This is a genomic window from Lysobacter sp. F6437 (assembly GCF_052547215.1).
The window spans coordinates 1,150,582-1,167,063 of the sequence record NZ_JBQWRB010000001.1 but is presented as its reverse complement, the minus strand read 5'-3'; the positions used below and the strand labels follow the sequence as shown (position 1 = coordinate 1,167,063).

Below are 16,482 nucleotides of genomic sequence, written 5' to 3'. Positions count from 1 at the left end.
AAGTCCCACGGGGTTGTGGGAGCGGCTTCAGCCGCGATCGGGCAATCATTCGCCCGTGCCGGTTCCAGATCGCGGCTGAAGCCGCTCCTACAAGGCCGCGGGACACGCGTCGCAGATCGCCCATGCCCATTTCCCTGTTCGACATCGCCCGCGGCTGCCTCGACGCCGCGACACCCGACGCCAAGGTCGCGGCGACCTTCGTCGCCGGCGAGTCATTTACACGCGGTGAGTGCGCGATCCCGTCGGATGCGCCGCCACCCGAACCGATCCGCATGCCCGGTCGCCCCGAACGCCCCCGGCTGGTAGCGCCGCGCGAGTTGCCCAAGCGCGGATTCGGCACCGACGAAGGGCGTGCGGCCTTCATCCACGCGATCGCGCACATCGAGTTCAACGCGATCGACCTGGCCTGGGACGCCGTCTACCGCTTTCGCGGATTGCCGAACCGGTTCTATTCGGATTGGGTTGGTGTCGCCGTCGACGAGGCGCGCCACTTCAGCCTGCTGCGCGATCGTCTGAAGCAACTCGGTTTCGACTACGGCGATTTCGATGCCCATAACGGCTTGTGGGAAATGGCCGGGAAGACCGCGCACGACGGGCTGGCGCGCATGGCACTGGTGCCGCGGGTGCTCGAGGCGCGCGGGCTGGACGTGACGCCCGGAATGATCACGAAACTGCGCGCCCTGGGCGATGACGCTACCGTCGCGATCCTCGAAACGATCCTGCGCGAGGAAGTCGCCCACGTCGCCGCCGGCTCGCACTGGTTCCGCTGGTACTGCGAGCGCGCCGGGGTCGAACCGGCGCCGAAGTTCCGCGAGTTGCTGGACGAATACGCGCGCTCGGTGTTGTACGGCCCATTCAACCTGCAGGCGCGCAGCGAAGCCGGGTTCGATGACGACGAATTGGCGATGCTCGAGGCCTTCGTCGCCCGCTGAGGCACCCACGCCGGCGTCCTGTAGGAGCGGCTTCAGCCGCGATCGGAAATCGTTCGCCCGCCCCGACTCCAGATCGCGGCTTAAGCCGCTCCTACAGGTGGCATGTTCGCGTGGCGAAGACGGTGAGTTCGGGTTACAGCCTCTCCAGGCGCATGCCATCGGCATCCACCCGCAGCACCGAGCCCTGCTCATACCAGTCGCCCAGAACCGTCCGCTTGCAGGCGCGCCCACCCACGTCCAACTCATGCACTGCCGGCCGATGCGTATGCCCGTGGATCATCGTGTCGATACCGAACTGCGCGAACATCGCTCCGACCGCCGCGGGTGCAACGTCGGTAATCGACTCCATCGTGCCCTGACCCTGCAGCCCCTGCTGGTGCGCCTTGCTGGCCGCGCGTGCCTGTTGCGCGAACGCCATTCGCGCCGCCAGCGGCTGCGCCAGGAATTGCGCCTGCCACGTCGGGTTGCGGGTCTGCGCACGGAACTGCTGGTAGGCGACGTCGTCGGTGCACAGCGTGTCGCCGTGCAGCAACAGGGTGGGGCGGCCGTACAGCATCACCACGCTGGGGTCGGACAGCACCGTCATGCCGGCCCGCCGCGCGTAGTCGTCACCAAGCAGGAAATCGCGGTTGCCGCGGATGAACGACACCGGCGTGCCGGCATCGGCCACCGCGCGCAGTTCGCGCGCGACGAATGCGCCCGTATCGGACGGGTCATCATCGCCAACCCACGCCTCGAACAGGTCGCCGAGGATGTACAGCGCGTCCGCGCCGGCGGCTTCCTCGCGCAGGAAGCGGCCGAACAGTTCGGTGATCGCGGGACGCTCGGCGTCGAGATGGAGGTCGGAGATGAAGAGCGTGGTCATCGAGCCATTGTAGGATGCAACCCCGACGGCGCTCCCGTGCTCATCGTCCCGTTATCCACTCCCGGGAGTCCCGCGTTCCCCGATTCGACTCCGGGCCTTCGTAGGAGCGGCTTCAGCCGCGATCGGAAATCGGCGCGGGCGAACGATTCCAGATCGCGGCTGAAGCCGCTCCTACAGGAGCAGTGCGGTCGACGGCCTGCACGTGCCGCGACGGCAACGGCTAAAATCGGCGGACTTCCGATCCGAGCCGTCCGCATGACCTGCCGTACCCGCTTCGCCCCCAGTCCCACCGGTTACCTGCACATCGGCGGCGCGCGCACCGCGCTGTACTGCTGGCTGGAGGCGCGTCGCCGCGGTGGGCAGTTCATCCTGCGGATCGAGGACACCGACCGCGAGCGCAGCACCCAGCCGGCGATCGACGCGATCCTGCAGGCGATGGAGTGGCTCGGGCTGGATTACGACGAGGGCCCGATCTACCAGACCCATCGCCTCGACCGCTACCGCGAAGTCGCCGAGCAGATGGTCGCCGCCGGCACCGCCTACTACGCCTACGAGTCCAAGACGGAACTGGAGGCGATGCGCGAGACGGCGATGGCCGCGGGCGACAAGCCGCGCTACAACGGCGCCTACCGCGACAAGGACGCCGGTTATCGCGACGACCCCAACCGGGTGATCCGCTTCAAGAATCCGCTCGACGGCGTGGTCGCGTGGGACGACAAGGTCAAGGGCCGCATCGAGATCGCCAACAGCGAACTCGACGACCTGGTTATCTTCCGCCCCGACGGCTACGCGACCTACAACTTCGCGGTGGTGGTCGATGACCTCGACATGGGCATCACCGATGTCGTCCGCGGCGACGACCACATCAACAACACCCCGCGCCAGATCAACATCTACCAGGCGCTCGGCGCGCCGGTACCGCACTTCGCGCACCTGCCGATGATCCTCGACCCGGAGGGTGCCAAGCTGTCCAAGCGCACCGGCGCGGCCGACGTCATGCAGTACCGCGACGCCGGCTACCTGCCGCACGCGCTGCTGAACTACCTGGTGCGGCTGGGCTGGTCGCACGGCGACCAGGAGATATTCTCGATCGAGGAGATGAAGTCGCTGTTCGACCTCAAGGACGTCAATGCCAAGGCGTCGCGGCTGGATCCGGCCAAGCTCGGCTGGCTCAACCAGCAGTACCTCAAGGCCGACGCCCCGGCCGAAGTCGGCACGCACCTGGAGTGGCACCTGCGCGAGGCCGGTTACGACCTCGCCAGCGGCCCGGCACCGGCCGACATCGTGACCGCCCTGCGCGACCGCGTGCAGACGCTGAAGGAAATGGCCGAGCGCGCCGCGGTCTGGTTCGGGCCGCTCACCGAATATGACGAGGCCGCTGTAGCCAAGCACCTCAAGCCGGCCGCACGCGCGCCGCTGGCCGATGCACGCGAGCGCTTCGCCAGGTTGGCCGAGTGGAGCGCCGACAGCGTCGCTGCGGCACTGCACGAGACCGCCGCGGCGCTGGAACTGGGCATGGGCAAGGTCGCCCAGCCGATGCGCGTGGCGATCACCGGCACCCAGGTCAGCCCCGACATCTCGCATACGGTCTACCTGGCTGGGCAGGCCGAGGCGCTGCGGCGGATCGATGCCGCGCTTGCAAAAGTGCCTGCCGAGGCCTAGATCAGGGAGATGGGCCACGACCACGACTGCACCGACCCGCAACACCACGTCCACGACGGCGATGCCTTCGTGCGCGAGGTCGAGCGCGTATGCAAACAGCGTGGGCTGCGGCTGACCCCGATCCGCGCCAACGCGCTGCAGCTGATCGCTGCCGCCGAACGGCCGGTCAAGGCCTACGAACTGCTCGACCTGATGAAGGCGACCCACGATGCCGCCGCGCCGCCGACGGTGTACCGCGCGCTGGAGTTTCTGCTCGAGCACGGCTTCATCCACAAGCTCGCTTCGATCAACGCCTTCGTCGGTTGCCACCATCCCGGCGGCGAGCAGCACGCGGTGCCGTTCCTGATCTGCGACAACTGCCACGCGGCGGTTGAGCTGGAGGATGAGCAGATCGTCGAGTCACTGGACTCCCGCGCCCGCGCCCTGGGCTTCGTGCCGCAGGCGCAGACGCTGGAGGTGCACGGCCTGTGCGCGGACTGCGCGAAGACCTCGAAGCCTTTGTAGGAGCGGCTTCAGCCGCGATCTGAAACCGTTCGCCCGCACCGGTTCCCGATCGCGGCTGAAGCCGCTCCTACAGAAGCGCGCTCAGAAGAACGCGCGCACCCCGAACTCGATCCCACGGCCCGGCAACGGCGCAAGATCCTTCAGGAACGACGTGTGCGGCCGCGCTTCCTCGTCGAGCAGGTTGTTGCCGTCGAGGAACACTTCCCACGCATTGCCGCCGTGGCTGTCGATGTGCCACGCCAGATGCGCGTCGACCAGGGTGTAGCCGGGCGTCGCGGTCTCATGTTCGGCCACGTCGTCCTGCTCGGCATAGCGCACCGCACCGAGCGATGCGCGCCATTCGCCGGTCTCCCAGCGCAACTCGCCACCGACACGGGCCGGCGCGATCCGCGGCAGATTGCCGTCGTTGGCGAGCGTGGCGACGTAGTTGTGGTTGTGGTCGCCGTGCGGTACCGACACCGCGATTTCGCGGCTACCACTGCCATCCAGTTTCGCGCGCACCACGTCGCCGAACACGCGCATCGACCAGGCACCGTTGTCGTTGTCGATGAAGGTCCAGTCGACCTCGGCTTCGGCGCCGTTGAAGCGCGCGTCGTGCTGGGTCCATGACCGGACCGGGCCGTCATGCTCGACGATGCCGGTGTCGGCAAGGTAGACGAAATCGTCGAAGCGCGCCTGGTAGACGGAGGCACCGACGCGCAGCGGGCCGTTGTGCCAGTGCAGGCCGAGTTCGGCGCGGTTTGCGGTTTCGACGTCGAGGTCCGGGTTGCCCAGTTCGACGCTGCCGGTGGCGACGTGCAGGCCGTTGGAGAACAGTTCCTCCGCGGTAGGTGCGCGTTGTGCCCGGTCCAGCCCCAGCGACAGGTGCAGCGTGTCGTCCAGGTCCCAGCGCAACGCCGCCGACAGGCTGGTGGTATCGAACTTGCGGTCGGGGCCGATCGCGATGCTGTCATCGACGTCAACCTCGTTGCGATCGTGCCGCGCGCCGATCTCCAGCTTGGTCGGGCCGAACTCGCGCTCGCCGATCCAGAACAGGCCGGTGTCGTTCGACTCCGAGCCCGGTACGAACGCCTCCGCGCCGACTGCAAGGAAATCACGTTGCGACCATTGCACGCCCAGCGCGCCATCCCAGCCGAGCACCGGCTGGTGCACCAGTTCCACCCGCGCCTCGGTGCCGGTGTTGTCGAACACGGTGCCGACCTCGTCGCCCTCGTACTCGGTATGGGTGTAATCGGTCCGGGCGAACTTGACCCGCAGCGACTCGAACGCGCCGAGGTCGTCGAGCCCGCCGCGCACTTCGCTGCGTCGCTGGTCCATCACGATGCGCACCGCACCTTCGTCGTGATGGGCTTCACCGGCCGGCTCATCGTGATCGTGGTCGTCGTGCGCATGGTCGTCTTCGCCCTCCGGGTGCGAATGGCCCGGCACGCCGTACCGGCTGTTGAACAGGCTGTAGCCCACGCCGAGGAAGCCGCGGTCGCCAACCCAGGACACGCCCAGCGCGGCGGAATCGGTACGCACCGCGCTGTTGGGCAGGATCCCCGCCATGCCGAGTTCTTCCTCGTGGGCGTGGCCGGGTTCCTCATGCTCCTCATGGGCATGTTCGTTCTCGGCGAAGCCGGGAATCTCGTAGTCACCTGTTTCGCGATGCAACGCGTCGAAATGGAACACGACGTTGCCCGACTCGGAGGTGCCATCGAGCCGCAGCATCCCGGTCCGCTGGTCGTTGACCGTGCCGCCACGCAATTCGGCCCGCCCCTGCAGCGGTTCCGCGGTCACGTGCTCGGGAATCCGGCCGTCGATCACGTTGACCGCACCGCCGATGGCGCCGCTACCGTAGAGCAGGGTGGCCGGACCCTTCAGCACTTCGACCTGGTTGGCCAGGAACGGCTCGATGCTGACCGCATGGTCGACACTGACGGTCGAGACGTCGCCCGAACCCAGGCCATTGCTGAGCACCTGCACGCGGGCGCCATCGAAACCGCGGATGATCGGCCGCCCGACGCCCGGCCCGAAGTACGACGACTGCACGCCCGGCAACTTGTTGACCGTCTCGCCAAGCGAGTTGGCCTTGGCTGCGTCCAGCCGCTCGCCGGCCAACACCTCGACCGGGCGGACCAGGTCCTCCGCCGTGCCTGCCAGCGGGGTCGCATGCACCTCGACCGCGGTGAGGTCGGTGGGCTGATGGTCGTGTCCGGCAGTCGGCACCTCGACTTGCGCGGCGGCCTGGGCCGCCAGTGGCAACGCCATGGAGACAGCAAGGACAAGTTGGAGACGGCGGGGTGAACGATTGGGCAGGGGCATGGGGTAAAGTGGGTTGCAAGGGAGACGTAATGTTATATTATAACAATCGTCTGGCCACCCTCCCAAAAGTCACGGTTCGCATGTCTCCCATCCAACGCCATCGCCTGCTCGACCGTTTCGGCGCGTATGGCTCGATCCTGTGTGCGATCCATTGCGCCCTGCTGCCGCTGGTGGTCGCGCTGCTGCCGACGCTGGGGCTGGTGACGCTGGGCAGCGACGGCTTCGAGCGCGGGTTCGTAGCATTCGCAAGCCTGCTGGGCCTGGGCAGCCTGCTCTGGGGCTACCACCGGCACCGCGTGGTCCGGGCCCTGTGGTTGCTGGTGCCGGGCCTGCTGGTGCTGTGGACGGCCATCCTGTATCCACCGTTGCACCACGCGATGGTGCCGCACGCCATCGCGATGACCCTGGGTGGCACCCTGGTCGGGCTGGGGCACATCGCCAACCTGCGGCTCAACCATGGCCACGTACACGACGCCAGCTGCGCCCACTGAGGACTGCGCGGGCTCCGGTGTGCTACGCTACGCCGCTTCGCGCGCTGCCTTGGCGCGCTGATTTTCAGACGAAACACTTGGGAGCAAGACCATGGGCAAGGGCGACCGCAAGACCGCCAAGGGCAAGCGCTTCAACTCCAGCTACGGCAACGCCCGCAAGGCCGTGACCAAGGCCGCCGGCACACCCGCCGCGCCGGTAGTGAAGAAGACCGCCACCAGCAAGACCGTCAGCAAGGCGCCGGCCAAGAAGGTCGCCAAGAAGGCTGTGGTCAAGGAGTAAGCATCGGCGCAGTGCCGGTGTGACCGAAAAGCCCCGCGATGCGGGGCTTTTTCGTGGGCGACCTTTTCCGGGACGGCTTAGACGATGCGTCGGCCGTTGGCGTGGACGCGCGTGGCGAGGTCGCCGCCCAGCCAGTAGCTCAATTCGGAAGGGTGTCCGATCCGCCATTGCACGAAGTCGGCGCGCATGCCGACCCGCAACACACCGCGATCATCCAGCCCCAGTGCCCGCGCGGCATGCACCGTCGCGCCGCGCAGCGCGCCCTCCGGTGTCAGGCGGAAATGCGTACAGGCCAGTTGCATCGCCTGGCGCAGTGACAGCAGTGGCGACGTACCGGGGTTGCAGTCGGTCGCGACCGCCATCGCCACGCCGTGCTCGCGCAAGGCGTCCAAGGGGGGCAATTTCGTTTCACGCAAGACGTGGAACGCCCCGGGCAGCAGCACCGCGACCGCGCCAGAGTCGGCCATCGCGCGGATGCCGTCCGCGCTGCTGTATTCGATGTGGTCCGCTGACAGCCCGCCGAACTCGGCGACCAGTCCGGCGCCACCGAGGTCACTGAGCTGGTCGGCATGCAGTTTGACCCGTACCCCGAGGGCGCGTGCCGCCTCGAACACGCGACGGGTCTGCGCGGGACTGAAGCCGATGCCTTCGCAGAACGCGTCGACCGCATCGACCAGCCCCTCGGCGTGCAATCGCGGGAGCCAGTCGATCACCGCGTCGATGTAGGCGTCGGGCCGGCCCTTGAACTCCGGTGGCAGCGCGTGCGCGGCCAGGTACGTGGTGCGCACGGTGATGCCGAGCTGCTCACCGATCCGGCGCGCGACCCGCAGCATCTTGCGCTCGTTGTCGAAGTCGAGGCCATAACCGGACTTGATCTCCAGCGTGGTCGCGCCGTCGGCCAGCAGCGCCTTCGCGCGCGGCAGCGACTGGCGCAGCAGTTCGGCCTCGTCGGCCTCGCGCACCGCGCGCACGGTGGAAAGGATGCCGCCGCCGGCGCGAGCGATCTCTTCGTAGCTGGCGCCCTGCAGGCGCAGTTCGAACTCGCGCGCGCGGTCCCCGGCAAACACCAGGTGGGTATGGCAGTCGACCAGCCCGGGGGTGATCCAGCCGTCCGCCTCGACTACTTCGCGTGCCAGCACCGACGGTTCACCCGGCAGTCCGCTGCGCGGCCCGACATACGTCAGTCGCCCGTCGTGCCAGCCCAGCGCCGCATCGGGGATTTCGCCATAACCGGTCGCGCCGTCGAGGGTCGCCAGCGAGGCGCCGACGACCAGCCCGTCCCATTGCATCGAGTTGCTCGTGTTCATCCACCCATTGTAGGGAAGGCCCGCGAGGTCGCCAGATCGCCGGCGAGTTGCCACAATCGCCGGCATGAGGACCATTCCCAACGCCCGGACCTGGCACCCCGACGGCTGGCATGACGGGACCCGGCTGGATGCCGACCCGCATGGCCGGATCGCGCGCAGCAGCTACGGCGGCACCACCCGCCAGCGCGTCGTACCGGGCATCGCCAATTTGCACTCGCATGCGTTCCAGCGCGCGATGGCCGGCATGGCCGAGCGCCAGAGCGACCCGCGCGATTCGTTCTGGACCTGGCGCGAGACGATGTACCGCTTCGCCGGGCGCTTCACCCCGGAGAGCCTGTACGCCGTCGCTGCGCAGCTTTACGCGGAAATGCTCACCGCCGGCTACACCACGGTCTGCGAATTCCACTACCTGCACCACGCGCCCGATGGCCGGCCGTATGACGACCCGGCCGCGATGTCGCGCGCGCTGATCCAGGCCGCGCACGACACCGGCATCCGCATGACCCTGCTGCCGGTGCTGTACATGACCGGGGGCTTCGACGGCCGCGCGCTGGGTGAACGACAGAAGCGCTTCGGTTTCGAGGTCGATGGTTACCTGGCGCTGCTCGACGACCTGCGTACCGAACACGCCGGTGACATGGTCCGGATCGGCTGCGCCCTGCACAGCCTGCGCGCGGTGCCGGAAGCGGCGATGCGCGAAGTGCTGGCGGCATTGTCGGCCGACAGTCGCGTGCACATCCACATTGCCGAACAGACCGGCGAGGTCGACGAATGCGTCGCCGTGCGTGGCGCACGACCGGTGCAGTGGCTGCTAGACAACGCCGCGGTCGATGCGCGCTGGACGCTTGTCCATGCCACCCATCTGGACGACGCCGAACTGCGCGGCATCGCCGACTCCGGCGCGACCGTCGCGATCTGCCCGACCACCGAGGCCAATCTGGGCGACGGGCTGTTCCGGCTGCGCGATTACCTCGACGCCGGTGGGCGCTGGGGCATCGGCTCGGACTCGCACATCTCGGTGTCGCCGGTGGAGGAACTGCGCTGGCTGGAGTACGGCCAGCGGCTGGTCACCCGTCGTCGCAACATCGCGGTCACCGAGCGCTCGCCAAGCGTCGGCGACACCCTGGTTGCAGCGGTGGAAGCCAGCGCCGCCGATTCGTCCGGCCACGCGATCGGTCGCCTCGCGCAGGGCGACAACGCCGACGCACTGGTGCTCGACATCGCCAACGCAGTGTTTGCCGGTGCGACTGACGAGGACGCGACCGATCGCTGGATCTTCGCCGGCAACCAGAACCTGGTGCGCGAAACCTGGGTCAACGGCCGCTGCGTGGTCGAGAACGGCCGCCACTTCCATGCCGATGCGATCGCCGCGCATTACCGCGCCGAGGTGGAGCGGTTGCTGGAGGAGTAGGGCGGTTTGGAGCCCCGCAGCGCCGACATGTTCTGCCGGCGCAATGTAGGAGCGACGTAAGTCGCGAAATCCACGCCGCAGATCAACACCGTTGCGTTCGCTTGCGATGAAGCTTCCCGACCGCCACCCGTGACTCCCCGACCGGTACACGGGTCAGGATTGGCGTTGTGCGTTGTGCGTCGTGCGTCGTGCGTTCGCGACTTACGTCGCTCCTACAGCAGGGGGCTGTCGGTTGGTGCGGCGAACAGGTCGTCGCGTGGCAGCGCGCCTTCCAGTTGCAGCAGGAACTGCTTGGTCGGCAGGCCGCCGCCAAAGCCGGTCAGGCTGCCGTTGGCGCCGATCACGCGGTGGCAGGGCAGCACGATCGGCAGTGGATTGCGGCCATTCGCCGCGCCGACTGCACGGGTCGCGCTGGGCTTGCCGATCTGCGTGGCGAGTTGCGCGTAGCTGACGGTTTCGCCATACGGGATCGACGCCAGCGTTCGCCAGACTTCGCACTGGAACGCGGTCCCGCGCGGGGCCAGCGGCAGGTCAAACGTGCGCCGGGTGCCGGCGAAGTACTCGTCGAGTTGCTGGTGCAGTCGAAGCAGCAGCGGATGTGTGCAATCCGCCCAGTCGACTTCGTGCCAGTCGGGCTCACGTTTGACTGCATGCCGCGACGGCTGGAACTCGATCGCGCGTACGCCGTTGTCGTCGGCCGCCAGCAGCAGCGGGCCGACGGGGCTATCGATGGTGGTGAAGATCGTCATGTCCTGTCCCTCCGGGCGGGGGTGCTGGCCTTCGCGCGCTCCGCCAGTTCGGTCGCTTCGCGCCAGAGATGGATCACGCAATACGCCCTCCATGGCCGCCAGGTTTCGGCGCGTGCGAGCAGGGCGCGCGCGGTGAGCGCGGTGTCGTCGTCGCTGGCGACGCGGCGCAGGATCAGGTCTTCGGCGGGGAACGCGTCCGGGTGGCCGAGCGCGCGCATCGCGATGTACTGCGTGGTCCACGGACCGATACCGGGCAGCGCGACCCAGCGCGCGACGAAGTCGTCGAGCGTGCGCTCGGGCTTGAAGTCGACCCGGCCGTCGAGCAGCGCGCGGGCGACATTGCGGATCGTTTCGGCGCGTGCGCGGGTGACGCCGATCGTTGACAGGTCGGCGTCGGCCAACGCCTCGGGCGCGGGGAAGATGTGCTCCAGCCCGGGCGCAAACGGCGTCTCCAACGCGCGGCCGTATTTGTGTGCCAATCGCGTCGCCAGCATACGCGCGGCGGCGACGCTGACCTGCTGGCCAAGGATCGCGCGCACCGCGATCTCGAAGCCGTCCCAGCCGCTGGGCAACCGCAAGCCCGGCCGTCGCTGCAACAACGGTCCCAGTTTTGAATCGCCTGACAACACCGATGCGATCGCCTGCGGATCGGCATCGAGGTCGAACATCCGTCGCAGCCGCGCGACGATCGACAGCAATCGAGATGGCGCCACGCCGTGCAACTGCAATCGCAACGCATGCTCGCCATCGGGCCAGGCGCTGACCCGCAACCAGCCCGGCGCCTGCCCGGGTTCATCGTCGGGCGGCGCGATCACCCGCGCATAGGAGTCCGCATCGACGACTTCCACCGCCGGCAACGCGCGGGTGCGCAGGAAGCCCAGCATCGACTCGAAATCGTACGGCGGCCGGTAGCCCAGCCGCAGGGTCAACACCTCGCCGATGTCGGCGCGCGGGCGGCGGCGCAGGTCGCGTGGGGCCATGCGATAGGCCTCCAGGAACGCGGCATTGAACCGGCGCAGACTGCCGAACCCGGCCGCCAGCGCAACCTCGGTGATCGGCAACATCGTTTCGGTCAGCAACTGCTTGGCGAACAGCAGGCGGCGGGTGCCATGCACGCCGAGCGGCGCCGCACCGAGACGGTCGACGAACAGACGACGCAACTGCCGTTCACCGATCCCGACCCGGCCTGCAAGGTTCGCCAACGGCGCTTCGGCCAGCGCGCCCTGGTCGATCAACTTCAGTGCGCGCGCCACCGTCGCATCGCCGCGGCGCCAGCTGTCGTCACCGGGCGACAGCTCCGGGCGGCAGCGCAGGCACGGACGGAACCCGGCTGTCTCGGCCGCCGCGGCATTGCTGAAATAGGTGACGTTCTCGCGCTTCGGGGTCGGCGCCGGGCAGATCGGGCGGCAGTAGATCCCGGTGCTGGTGACGGCGGTGAAGAACAGGCCGTCGAAGCGCGCATCGCGACTCAGCCGGGCCTGCTCGCAGACTTGCGGATCGAGCGGGTTGGTGGCGGTGGGGGCGGGGACGACTGCGGACATGGACGCAGGCTAGCACCGGTTCCGGGGCTGAACTGGCCGGATTCGGACATCAATGCTGCGAACGATATTGCCCACGTCCCTGTAGGAGCGGCTTCAGCCGCGATCAGGGGATCGGTTGTTCGTCGGGCCCGCGATCGCGGCTGAAGCCGCTCCTACAAAACATCCGGCTTCAACGCCCCCATCGCATCCGCGTCGCCATCGTTCGCCGCCGGCTCCAGCCCTACCAGCTCCATCAACAACGGATACACATCCACGTTGTCGAACGCAGGCAGCCGCGCGCCTTCGCGGAACGCCGGTCCGCGCGCCAGGAAGATCGCGCGCATCGACGGCAGCGCCGGGTCGAAACCGTGCGAGCCGCGGGTCGTGGTCGACGGTCGCTTTTCAATCCATTCGCGGGGGCGCGCGTTCCAGCCTTCCTCCATCTGGCAGACGATCGGCGGCACCCGCGCGTGGCTGCCGTAATGCCAGCGTTCCGGCAGCGTGTCCCTGCGCCAGCATTCGTAGTGCTCGTGCTTGCCGAGCAACTGCGCCTGCGCCGCTGCTTCGCGTCCGGGCAACGGGGCGAACCCGACCGACTGGCCGGCCGACACCAGTCGCGCATCCCCTGGGGCGACCATGTCTTCCACCACGATTTCGTATCCCGGTTCCACCGCTGCCATGCCGTGGTCGGACACCACGATCAGGTTGACGCGGTCGTCCAGCCCCTGCGATGCGAGCCCGTCGAGCAGCCGCCCGATCGCCACGTCGACCGCGCGGACCGCCGCATGCGCTTCCGGCGAATCCGGGCCGTGGTCGTGGCCGGCGTGGTCGAGCATGTCGAAGTACAGCGTCGCGAAGCGCGGCCGGGTCGTCTCGGGTTCGGCCAGCCAGCCGAGCACCGTGTCGACCCGCGCGTCCATCGGCATGTCGCCGTCGTATGGCAGCCAGCGACCGGGCCGCACGCCGCCGATCGCCGCCTCGCTGCCCGGCCAGAACAGCGTCGCGGTCGACAGCCCGGCGTTCTCGGCCGCGACCCAGATCGGCTCGCCACCCCACCAGCGACCGTCGTTCACGGCGTCGCGCCGTCCGAGACTGAAATCGCCGAGCGTCGCATCGTGCATGGTGTTGTGGACGATGCCGTGGTGGTCCGGGCGCAGGCCGGTGACGATCGTGTAGTGGTTCGGGAAGGTCAGGCTCGGATAGGACGGCTCCATCCAGGCGGCCTGCACGCCGCTGTTGGCGATGCGCGTCAGGTTCGGGGTGATGCCCAACTTGAGGTAATCGGCGCGAAAGCCGTCGATCGAGACCAGAAGAACGCTGGCGTGCGGTCCATCATCAACAGTCTTCGTCGATGGCGGGATGGGATCAGCCGGGCGCGAGGCGCAGGCTGACAGCACAACGGCGATGAATGCGGTGGCGACCGCGGCTCGGACTGGATGCATCGGCCAATCCTACCGGCATGATGTTGCAACGCGATGGCCCGTTAGCTGAGGAGGCAGTAAACGCGGGCGTGGCGATCCGCCTCACTGTGAGGCAGGCGGCGTATGGTTCTGTTACCGACATTCGACCTCACGCAGTCCCCGGAGGTGCCAAATGAAAACACTGTTCCTGACCCTGCTGCTCGCCATTCCGGCGGCAGCGATCGCGCAGTCGACCGCACCGGCACAGGACGCCGCAAGCAAGGCCGTCGCACAGCAGGACGACACATCCCGTACCGAACGCGATGCCCGTCGCGACTGCATGCGCCACACCGGCAGCCGCATCAGCGCCAGCCGCGCCGACCGCGAGGCGCGTGCCGGGGGCGATGCCGAGGCGGAAGAAAAGATCGGCCAACTCGACCGCGACGACTGCGTCGCCGCCAACGGGCGCGTCTACAGCCGCGAAGACCTGCGACGCACGGGCGAGGTGGATATCGCCGATGCATTGCGCAAACTGGACCCCGCGATCCGTTGACACGGACCACCGACCTGCATACACGCCCGGCCTTGCGCCGGGCGTATTCATTGGGCCCGGCGAAGCGCTCCCGGCAGCGATGCGATAATCGCTACTTTCCCGCTTTCCGCACAGGAAGTCGCCGATGTCCACCCTGGCCGCCCACACCCGCAACGACCCGTCCCGCGTCATCCGCGCGCCGCGCGGTACCGAGCTCAACTGCAAGTCGTGGTTGACCGAGGCGCCGTACCGGATGCTGCAGAACAACCTGGATGCCGAAGTCGCCGAGAACCCGGCCGAGCTGGTGGTGTACGGCGGCATCGGCCGCGCCGCGCGCGACTGGGAAAGCTACGACGCGATCCTGGAATCGCTGCGCAACCTCGATGACAACCAGACCCTGCTGGTGCAGTCCGGCAAGCCGGTCGGCATCTTCCCGACCCACGCCGACGCGCCGCGCGTGCTGATCGCCAACTCCAACCTGGTGCCGCACTGGGCGACCTGGGAGCACTTCAACGAGCTCGATCGCAAGGGCCTGATGATGTACGGCCAGATGACCGCCGGCTCGTGGATCTACATCGGCAGCCAGGGCATCGTGCAGGGCACCTACGAGACCTTTGTCGAGATGGGCCGCCAGCATTACGACGGCAGCCTCAAGGGCAAGTGGATACTCACTGCGGGACTGGGCGGCATGGGCGGCGCGCAGCCGCTGGCCGCGAGCCTTGCCGGCGCCTGCAGCCTCAACATCGAGTGCCAGCAGAGCCGAATCGACATGCGCCTGCGCACGCGCTACGTCGACGAGCAGGCAACCGACCTCGACGATGCGCTCGCCCGCATCGACAAATACACCAAGGCCGGCGAAGCGAAGTCGATCGCGCTGCTCGGCAACGCCGCCGAGATCCTGCCCGAGCTGGTCAAGCGCGGCGTGCGCCCCGATGCCGTCACCGACCAGACCAGCGCCCACGACCCCGTGCACGGCTACCTGCCGATCGGCTGGAGCGTCGAGCAGTGGCTGGCCGGGCAGAAGCAGCATCCCGAGAAGGTCCGCGACGCGGCCAAGCAGTCGATGCGCGTGCACGTCGAGGCGATGCTGAAGTTCGAGGACATGGGCATCCCGGTGTTCGACTACGGCAACAACATCCGCCAGATGGCGTTCGACGAAGGCTGCAAGGATGCCTTCGACTTCCCCGGCTTCGTCCCCGTCTACGTGCGCCCGCTGTTCTGCAAGGGCATCGGCCCGTTCCGCTGGGTCGCGCTGAGCGGTGACCCCGAGGACATCTACAAGACCGACGCCAAGGTCAAGGAGCTGATCCCCGACGACGCCCACCTGCACAACTGGCTCGACATGGCGCGCGAGCGCATCGAGTTCCAGGGCCTGCCGGCGCGCATCTGCTGGGTCGGCCTGGGCCTGCGCGACAAGCTCGGACTGGCATTCAACGAGATGGTCCGCAACGGCGAACTGAAAGCGCCGGTGGTGATCGGCCGTGACCACCTCGACAGCGGCAGCGTTGCCTCACCCAACCGCGAGACCGAATCGATGATGGACGGCAGCGACGCCGTATCCGACTGGCCGCTGCTCAACGCCATGCTCAACGTCGCCGGCGGCGCGACCTGGGTCAGCCTGCACCACGGGGGCGGCGTCGGCATGGGCTACAGCCAGCACAGCGGCATCGTCATCGTCTGCGACGGCAGCGAAGCCGCCGACAAGCGCATCGCCCGCGTGCTGTGGAACGACCCGGCCACCGGCGTGATGCGACATGCGGATGCCGGGTATGAGGTCGCCAAGCAGTGCGCGAAGGAGCAGGGACTGAAGCTACCGATGCTCTGAACGACGAAGAAAGGCCAGGCCAAGCGCCTGGCCTTTCTTGCGGCATCTACATGGACGATGGCCCACCAGTGAAGATCGCCAACTGGGCGGCGAACGCCCGCTGGAAGGCGGGCCGCGCTTCGCCGCGGGCGACATAGGCGACGAGGTTTGGATGCTGCTCCAGCAGGCCCGACCGGCCCAGCCTGCGCAGCACCGTCACCATCAACAGGTCGCCGGCGCTGAAACCACCGTCCAGCCAGTCGGCATCGCCTAGGTGAGTGGAAAGCTGGCCCAGACGATCTCTGACGCGAACGTCGAGCATGGGCAGGCGTCCCTCGTACCAGGGCTTGTCGCGTTCCACGATCGTGGCCATTGAACGCTCGACGATCGGAGGCTCCACCGTGCTGAGCGCGGCGAACATCCATGTAATCGCGCGCGTCCGGGCGTCCGCATCGTCCGGCAGCAGGCCCGCATGGCGCCCCGCGATATGAAGCACGATGGCCCCCGACTCGAACAGGGCGAGATCGCCTTCTTCATAGGTCGGAATCTGCCCGAAGGGATGGAGCGCAAGATGTTCGGGTTGCTTCATCTCATCGAACGAAACAAGACGAACCTCGTAAGGCTCGCCCACTTCCTCGAACGCCCAGCGAACGCGCATGTCGCGCGCGTGTCCCCTGCCGCGATCGGGCGAGCGCTCAAAAACAGTGATGGTGGGAGCCAT

15 protein-coding genes are annotated in these 16,482 nt (G+C 67.9%); 8 read left to right on the top strand and 7 right to left on the bottom strand.

The features are described 5' to 3' along the window. Positions 1–122: 122 nt before the first annotated feature. Entirely contained in the window at positions 123–932 is an 810-nt protein-coding gene (locus tag ACT9F5_RS05510) for a DUF455 family protein (RefSeq protein ID WP_445118905.1), read from the top strand. A 133-nt stretch (positions 933–1,065) separates the two neighbouring features. Here ACT9F5_RS05510 and lpxH read toward each other — a convergent pair whose 3' ends face one another. Continuing rightward, positions 1,066–1,797 carry a UDP-2,3-diacylglucosamine diphosphatase gene (lpxH, locus tag ACT9F5_RS05505; RefSeq protein ID WP_445118904.1) on the bottom strand — a complete coding sequence of 244 codons (732 nt, stop codon included), beginning with the start codon at positions 1,795–1,797 and terminating at the stop codon, positions 1,066–1,068. Between the two features lie 255 nt (positions 1,798–2,052). Between lpxH and gltX the strand changes: the two genes are divergently transcribed. Together gltX and ACT9F5_RS05495 are read left to right on the top strand one after the other, a co-directional pair. Next, complete coding sequence (gltX, locus tag ACT9F5_RS05500) at positions 2,053–3,459, top strand: glutamate--tRNA ligase (protein WP_445118903.1); 1,407 nt, start codon at positions 2,053–2,055, stop codon at positions 3,457–3,459. 9 nt (positions 3,460–3,468) lie between these two features. Further along, the gene (locus ACT9F5_RS05495; RefSeq protein WP_445118902.1) at positions 3,469–3,963 is read left to right on the top strand and encodes a transcriptional repressor; all 495 of its coding nucleotides are present in this window, start codon (positions 3,469–3,471) and stop codon (positions 3,961–3,963) included. 81 nt (positions 3,964–4,044) lie between these two features. On the opposite strand, the gene ACT9F5_RS05490 is transcribed toward ACT9F5_RS05495, so the two are convergent. Continuing rightward, positions 4,045–6,267 carry a TonB-dependent receptor domain-containing protein gene (locus ACT9F5_RS05490; RefSeq protein WP_445118901.1) on the bottom strand — a complete coding sequence of 741 codons (2,223 nt, stop codon included), beginning with the start codon at positions 6,265–6,267 and terminating at the stop codon, positions 4,045–4,047. Between the two features lie 80 nt (positions 6,268–6,347). On the opposite strand from ACT9F5_RS05490, the gene ACT9F5_RS05485 reads away from it, so the two are divergent. Continuing rightward, positions 6,348–6,758, top strand: coding sequence for a MerC family mercury resistance protein (locus ACT9F5_RS05485; protein ID WP_445099092.1), 411 nt, complete (start codon positions 6,348–6,350; stop codon positions 6,756–6,758). Positions 6,759–6,849: 91 nt separating this feature from the next. Further along, positions 6,850–7,038, top strand: a complete 189-nt coding sequence (locus ACT9F5_RS05480; protein ID WP_445118900.1) for a 30S ribosomal protein THX — start codon at positions 6,850–6,852, stop codon at positions 7,036–7,038. A gap of 77 nt (positions 7,039–7,115) precedes the next feature. On the opposite strand, the gene hutI is transcribed toward ACT9F5_RS05480, so the two are convergent. Beyond that, entirely contained in the window at positions 7,116–8,345 is a 1,230-nt protein-coding gene (hutI, locus tag ACT9F5_RS05475; RefSeq protein WP_445118899.1) for an imidazolonepropionase, read from the bottom strand. Between the two features lie 64 nt (positions 8,346–8,409). Between hutI and ACT9F5_RS05470 the strand changes: the two genes are divergently transcribed. Beyond that, the gene (locus ACT9F5_RS05470) at positions 8,410–9,756 is read left to right on the top strand and encodes a formimidoylglutamate deiminase (protein WP_445118898.1); all 1,347 of its coding nucleotides are present in this window, start codon (positions 8,410–8,412) and stop codon (positions 9,754–9,756) included. Between the two features lie 212 nt (positions 9,757–9,968). On the opposite strand, the gene ACT9F5_RS05465 is transcribed toward ACT9F5_RS05470, so the two are convergent. From ACT9F5_RS05465 to ACT9F5_RS05455, 3 genes are all read right to left on the bottom strand, one after another. Then, positions 9,969–10,505 (bottom strand): methylated-DNA--[protein]-cysteine S-methyltransferase, encoded by a 537-nt coding sequence (locus ACT9F5_RS05465; protein WP_445118897.1) that lies wholly within the window; start codon positions 10,503–10,505, stop codon positions 9,969–9,971. Beyond that, the gene (locus tag ACT9F5_RS05460; protein WP_445118896.1) at positions 10,502–12,046 is read right to left on the bottom strand and encodes an AlkA N-terminal domain-containing protein; all 1,545 of its coding nucleotides are present in this window, start codon (positions 12,044–12,046) and stop codon (positions 10,502–10,504) included. Before ACT9F5_RS05460 ends, ACT9F5_RS05465 begins: the two co-directional genes overlap by 4 nt. Positions 12,047–12,198: 152 nt before the next feature. Next, a complete protein-coding gene (locus ACT9F5_RS05455; protein WP_445118895.1) occupies positions 12,199–13,467 on the bottom strand; it encodes an alkaline phosphatase family protein in 1,269 nt (422 codons plus the stop codon). A gap of 151 nt (positions 13,468–13,618) precedes the next feature. Here ACT9F5_RS05455 and ACT9F5_RS05450 point away from each other — a divergent pair, with 151 nt between their 5' ends. After that, positions 13,619–13,978: a hypothetical protein gene (locus tag ACT9F5_RS05450; RefSeq protein WP_445118894.1), complete on the top strand. Its 360-nt coding sequence runs from the start codon at positions 13,619–13,621 to the stop codon at positions 13,976–13,978. A 124-nt stretch (positions 13,979–14,102) separates the two neighbouring features. Continuing rightward, entirely contained in the window at positions 14,103–15,782 is a 1,680-nt protein-coding gene (gene hutU, locus ACT9F5_RS05445; protein WP_445118893.1) for a urocanate hydratase, read from the top strand. Between the two features lie 46 nt (positions 15,783–15,828). On the opposite strand, the gene ACT9F5_RS05440 is transcribed toward hutU, so the two are convergent. After that, positions 15,829–16,482, bottom strand: coding sequence for a glutathione S-transferase N-terminal domain-containing protein (locus tag ACT9F5_RS05440; protein ID WP_445118892.1), 654 nt, complete (start codon positions 16,480–16,482; stop codon positions 15,829–15,831).

Excerpts from the sequence above, each read along its gene's own strand:
- ACT9F5_RS05460 (WP_445118896.1), bottom strand. The coding sequence starts at position 12,046 with ATGTCCGCAGTCGTCCCCGCCCCCACCGCCACCAACCCGCTCGATCCG.
- hutI (WP_445118899.1), bottom strand. The coding sequence starts at position 8,345 with ATGAACACGAGCAACTCGATGCAATGGGACGGGCTGGTCGTCGGCGCC.
- ACT9F5_RS05470 (WP_445118898.1), top strand. The coding sequence starts at position 8,410 with ATGAGGACCATTCCCAACGCCCGGACCTGGCACCCCGACGGCTGGCAT.
- ACT9F5_RS05440 (WP_445118892.1), bottom strand. The coding sequence starts at position 16,482 with ATGGCTCCCACCATCACTGTTTTTGAGCGCTCGCCCGATCGCGGCAGG.
- ACT9F5_RS05450 (WP_445118894.1), top strand. The coding sequence starts at position 13,619 with ATGAAAACACTGTTCCTGACCCTGCTGCTCGCCATTCCGGCGGCAGCG.
- gltX (WP_445118903.1), top strand. The coding sequence starts at position 2,053 with ATGACCTGCCGTACCCGCTTCGCCCCCAGTCCCACCGGTTACCTGCAC.
- hutU (WP_445118893.1), top strand. The coding sequence starts at position 14,103 with ATGTCCACCCTGGCCGCCCACACCCGCAACGACCCGTCCCGCGTCATC.
- ACT9F5_RS05480 (WP_445118900.1), top strand. The coding sequence starts at position 6,850 with ATGGGCAAGGGCGACCGCAAGACCGCCAAGGGCAAGCGCTTCAACTCC.
- ACT9F5_RS05495 (WP_445118902.1), top strand. The coding sequence starts at position 3,469 with ATGGGCCACGACCACGACTGCACCGACCCGCAACACCACGTCCACGAC.
- ACT9F5_RS05510 (WP_445118905.1), top strand. The coding sequence starts at position 123 with ATGCCCATTTCCCTGTTCGACATCGCCCGCGGCTGCCTCGACGCCGCG.
- ACT9F5_RS05485 (WP_445099092.1), top strand. The coding sequence starts at position 6,348 with ATGTCTCCCATCCAACGCCATCGCCTGCTCGACCGTTTCGGCGCGTAT.
- ACT9F5_RS05465 (WP_445118897.1), bottom strand. The coding sequence starts at position 10,505 with ATGACGATCTTCACCACCATCGATAGCCCCGTCGGCCCGCTGCTGCTG.
- lpxH (WP_445118904.1), bottom strand. The coding sequence starts at position 1,797 with ATGACCACGCTCTTCATCTCCGACCTCCATCTCGACGCCGAGCGTCCC.
- ACT9F5_RS05490 (WP_445118901.1), bottom strand. The coding sequence starts at position 6,267 with ATGCCCCTGCCCAATCGTTCACCCCGCCGTCTCCAACTTGTCCTTGCT.
- ACT9F5_RS05455 (WP_445118895.1), bottom strand. The coding sequence starts at position 13,467 with ATGCATCCAGTCCGAGCCGCGGTCGCCACCGCATTCATCGCCGTTGTG.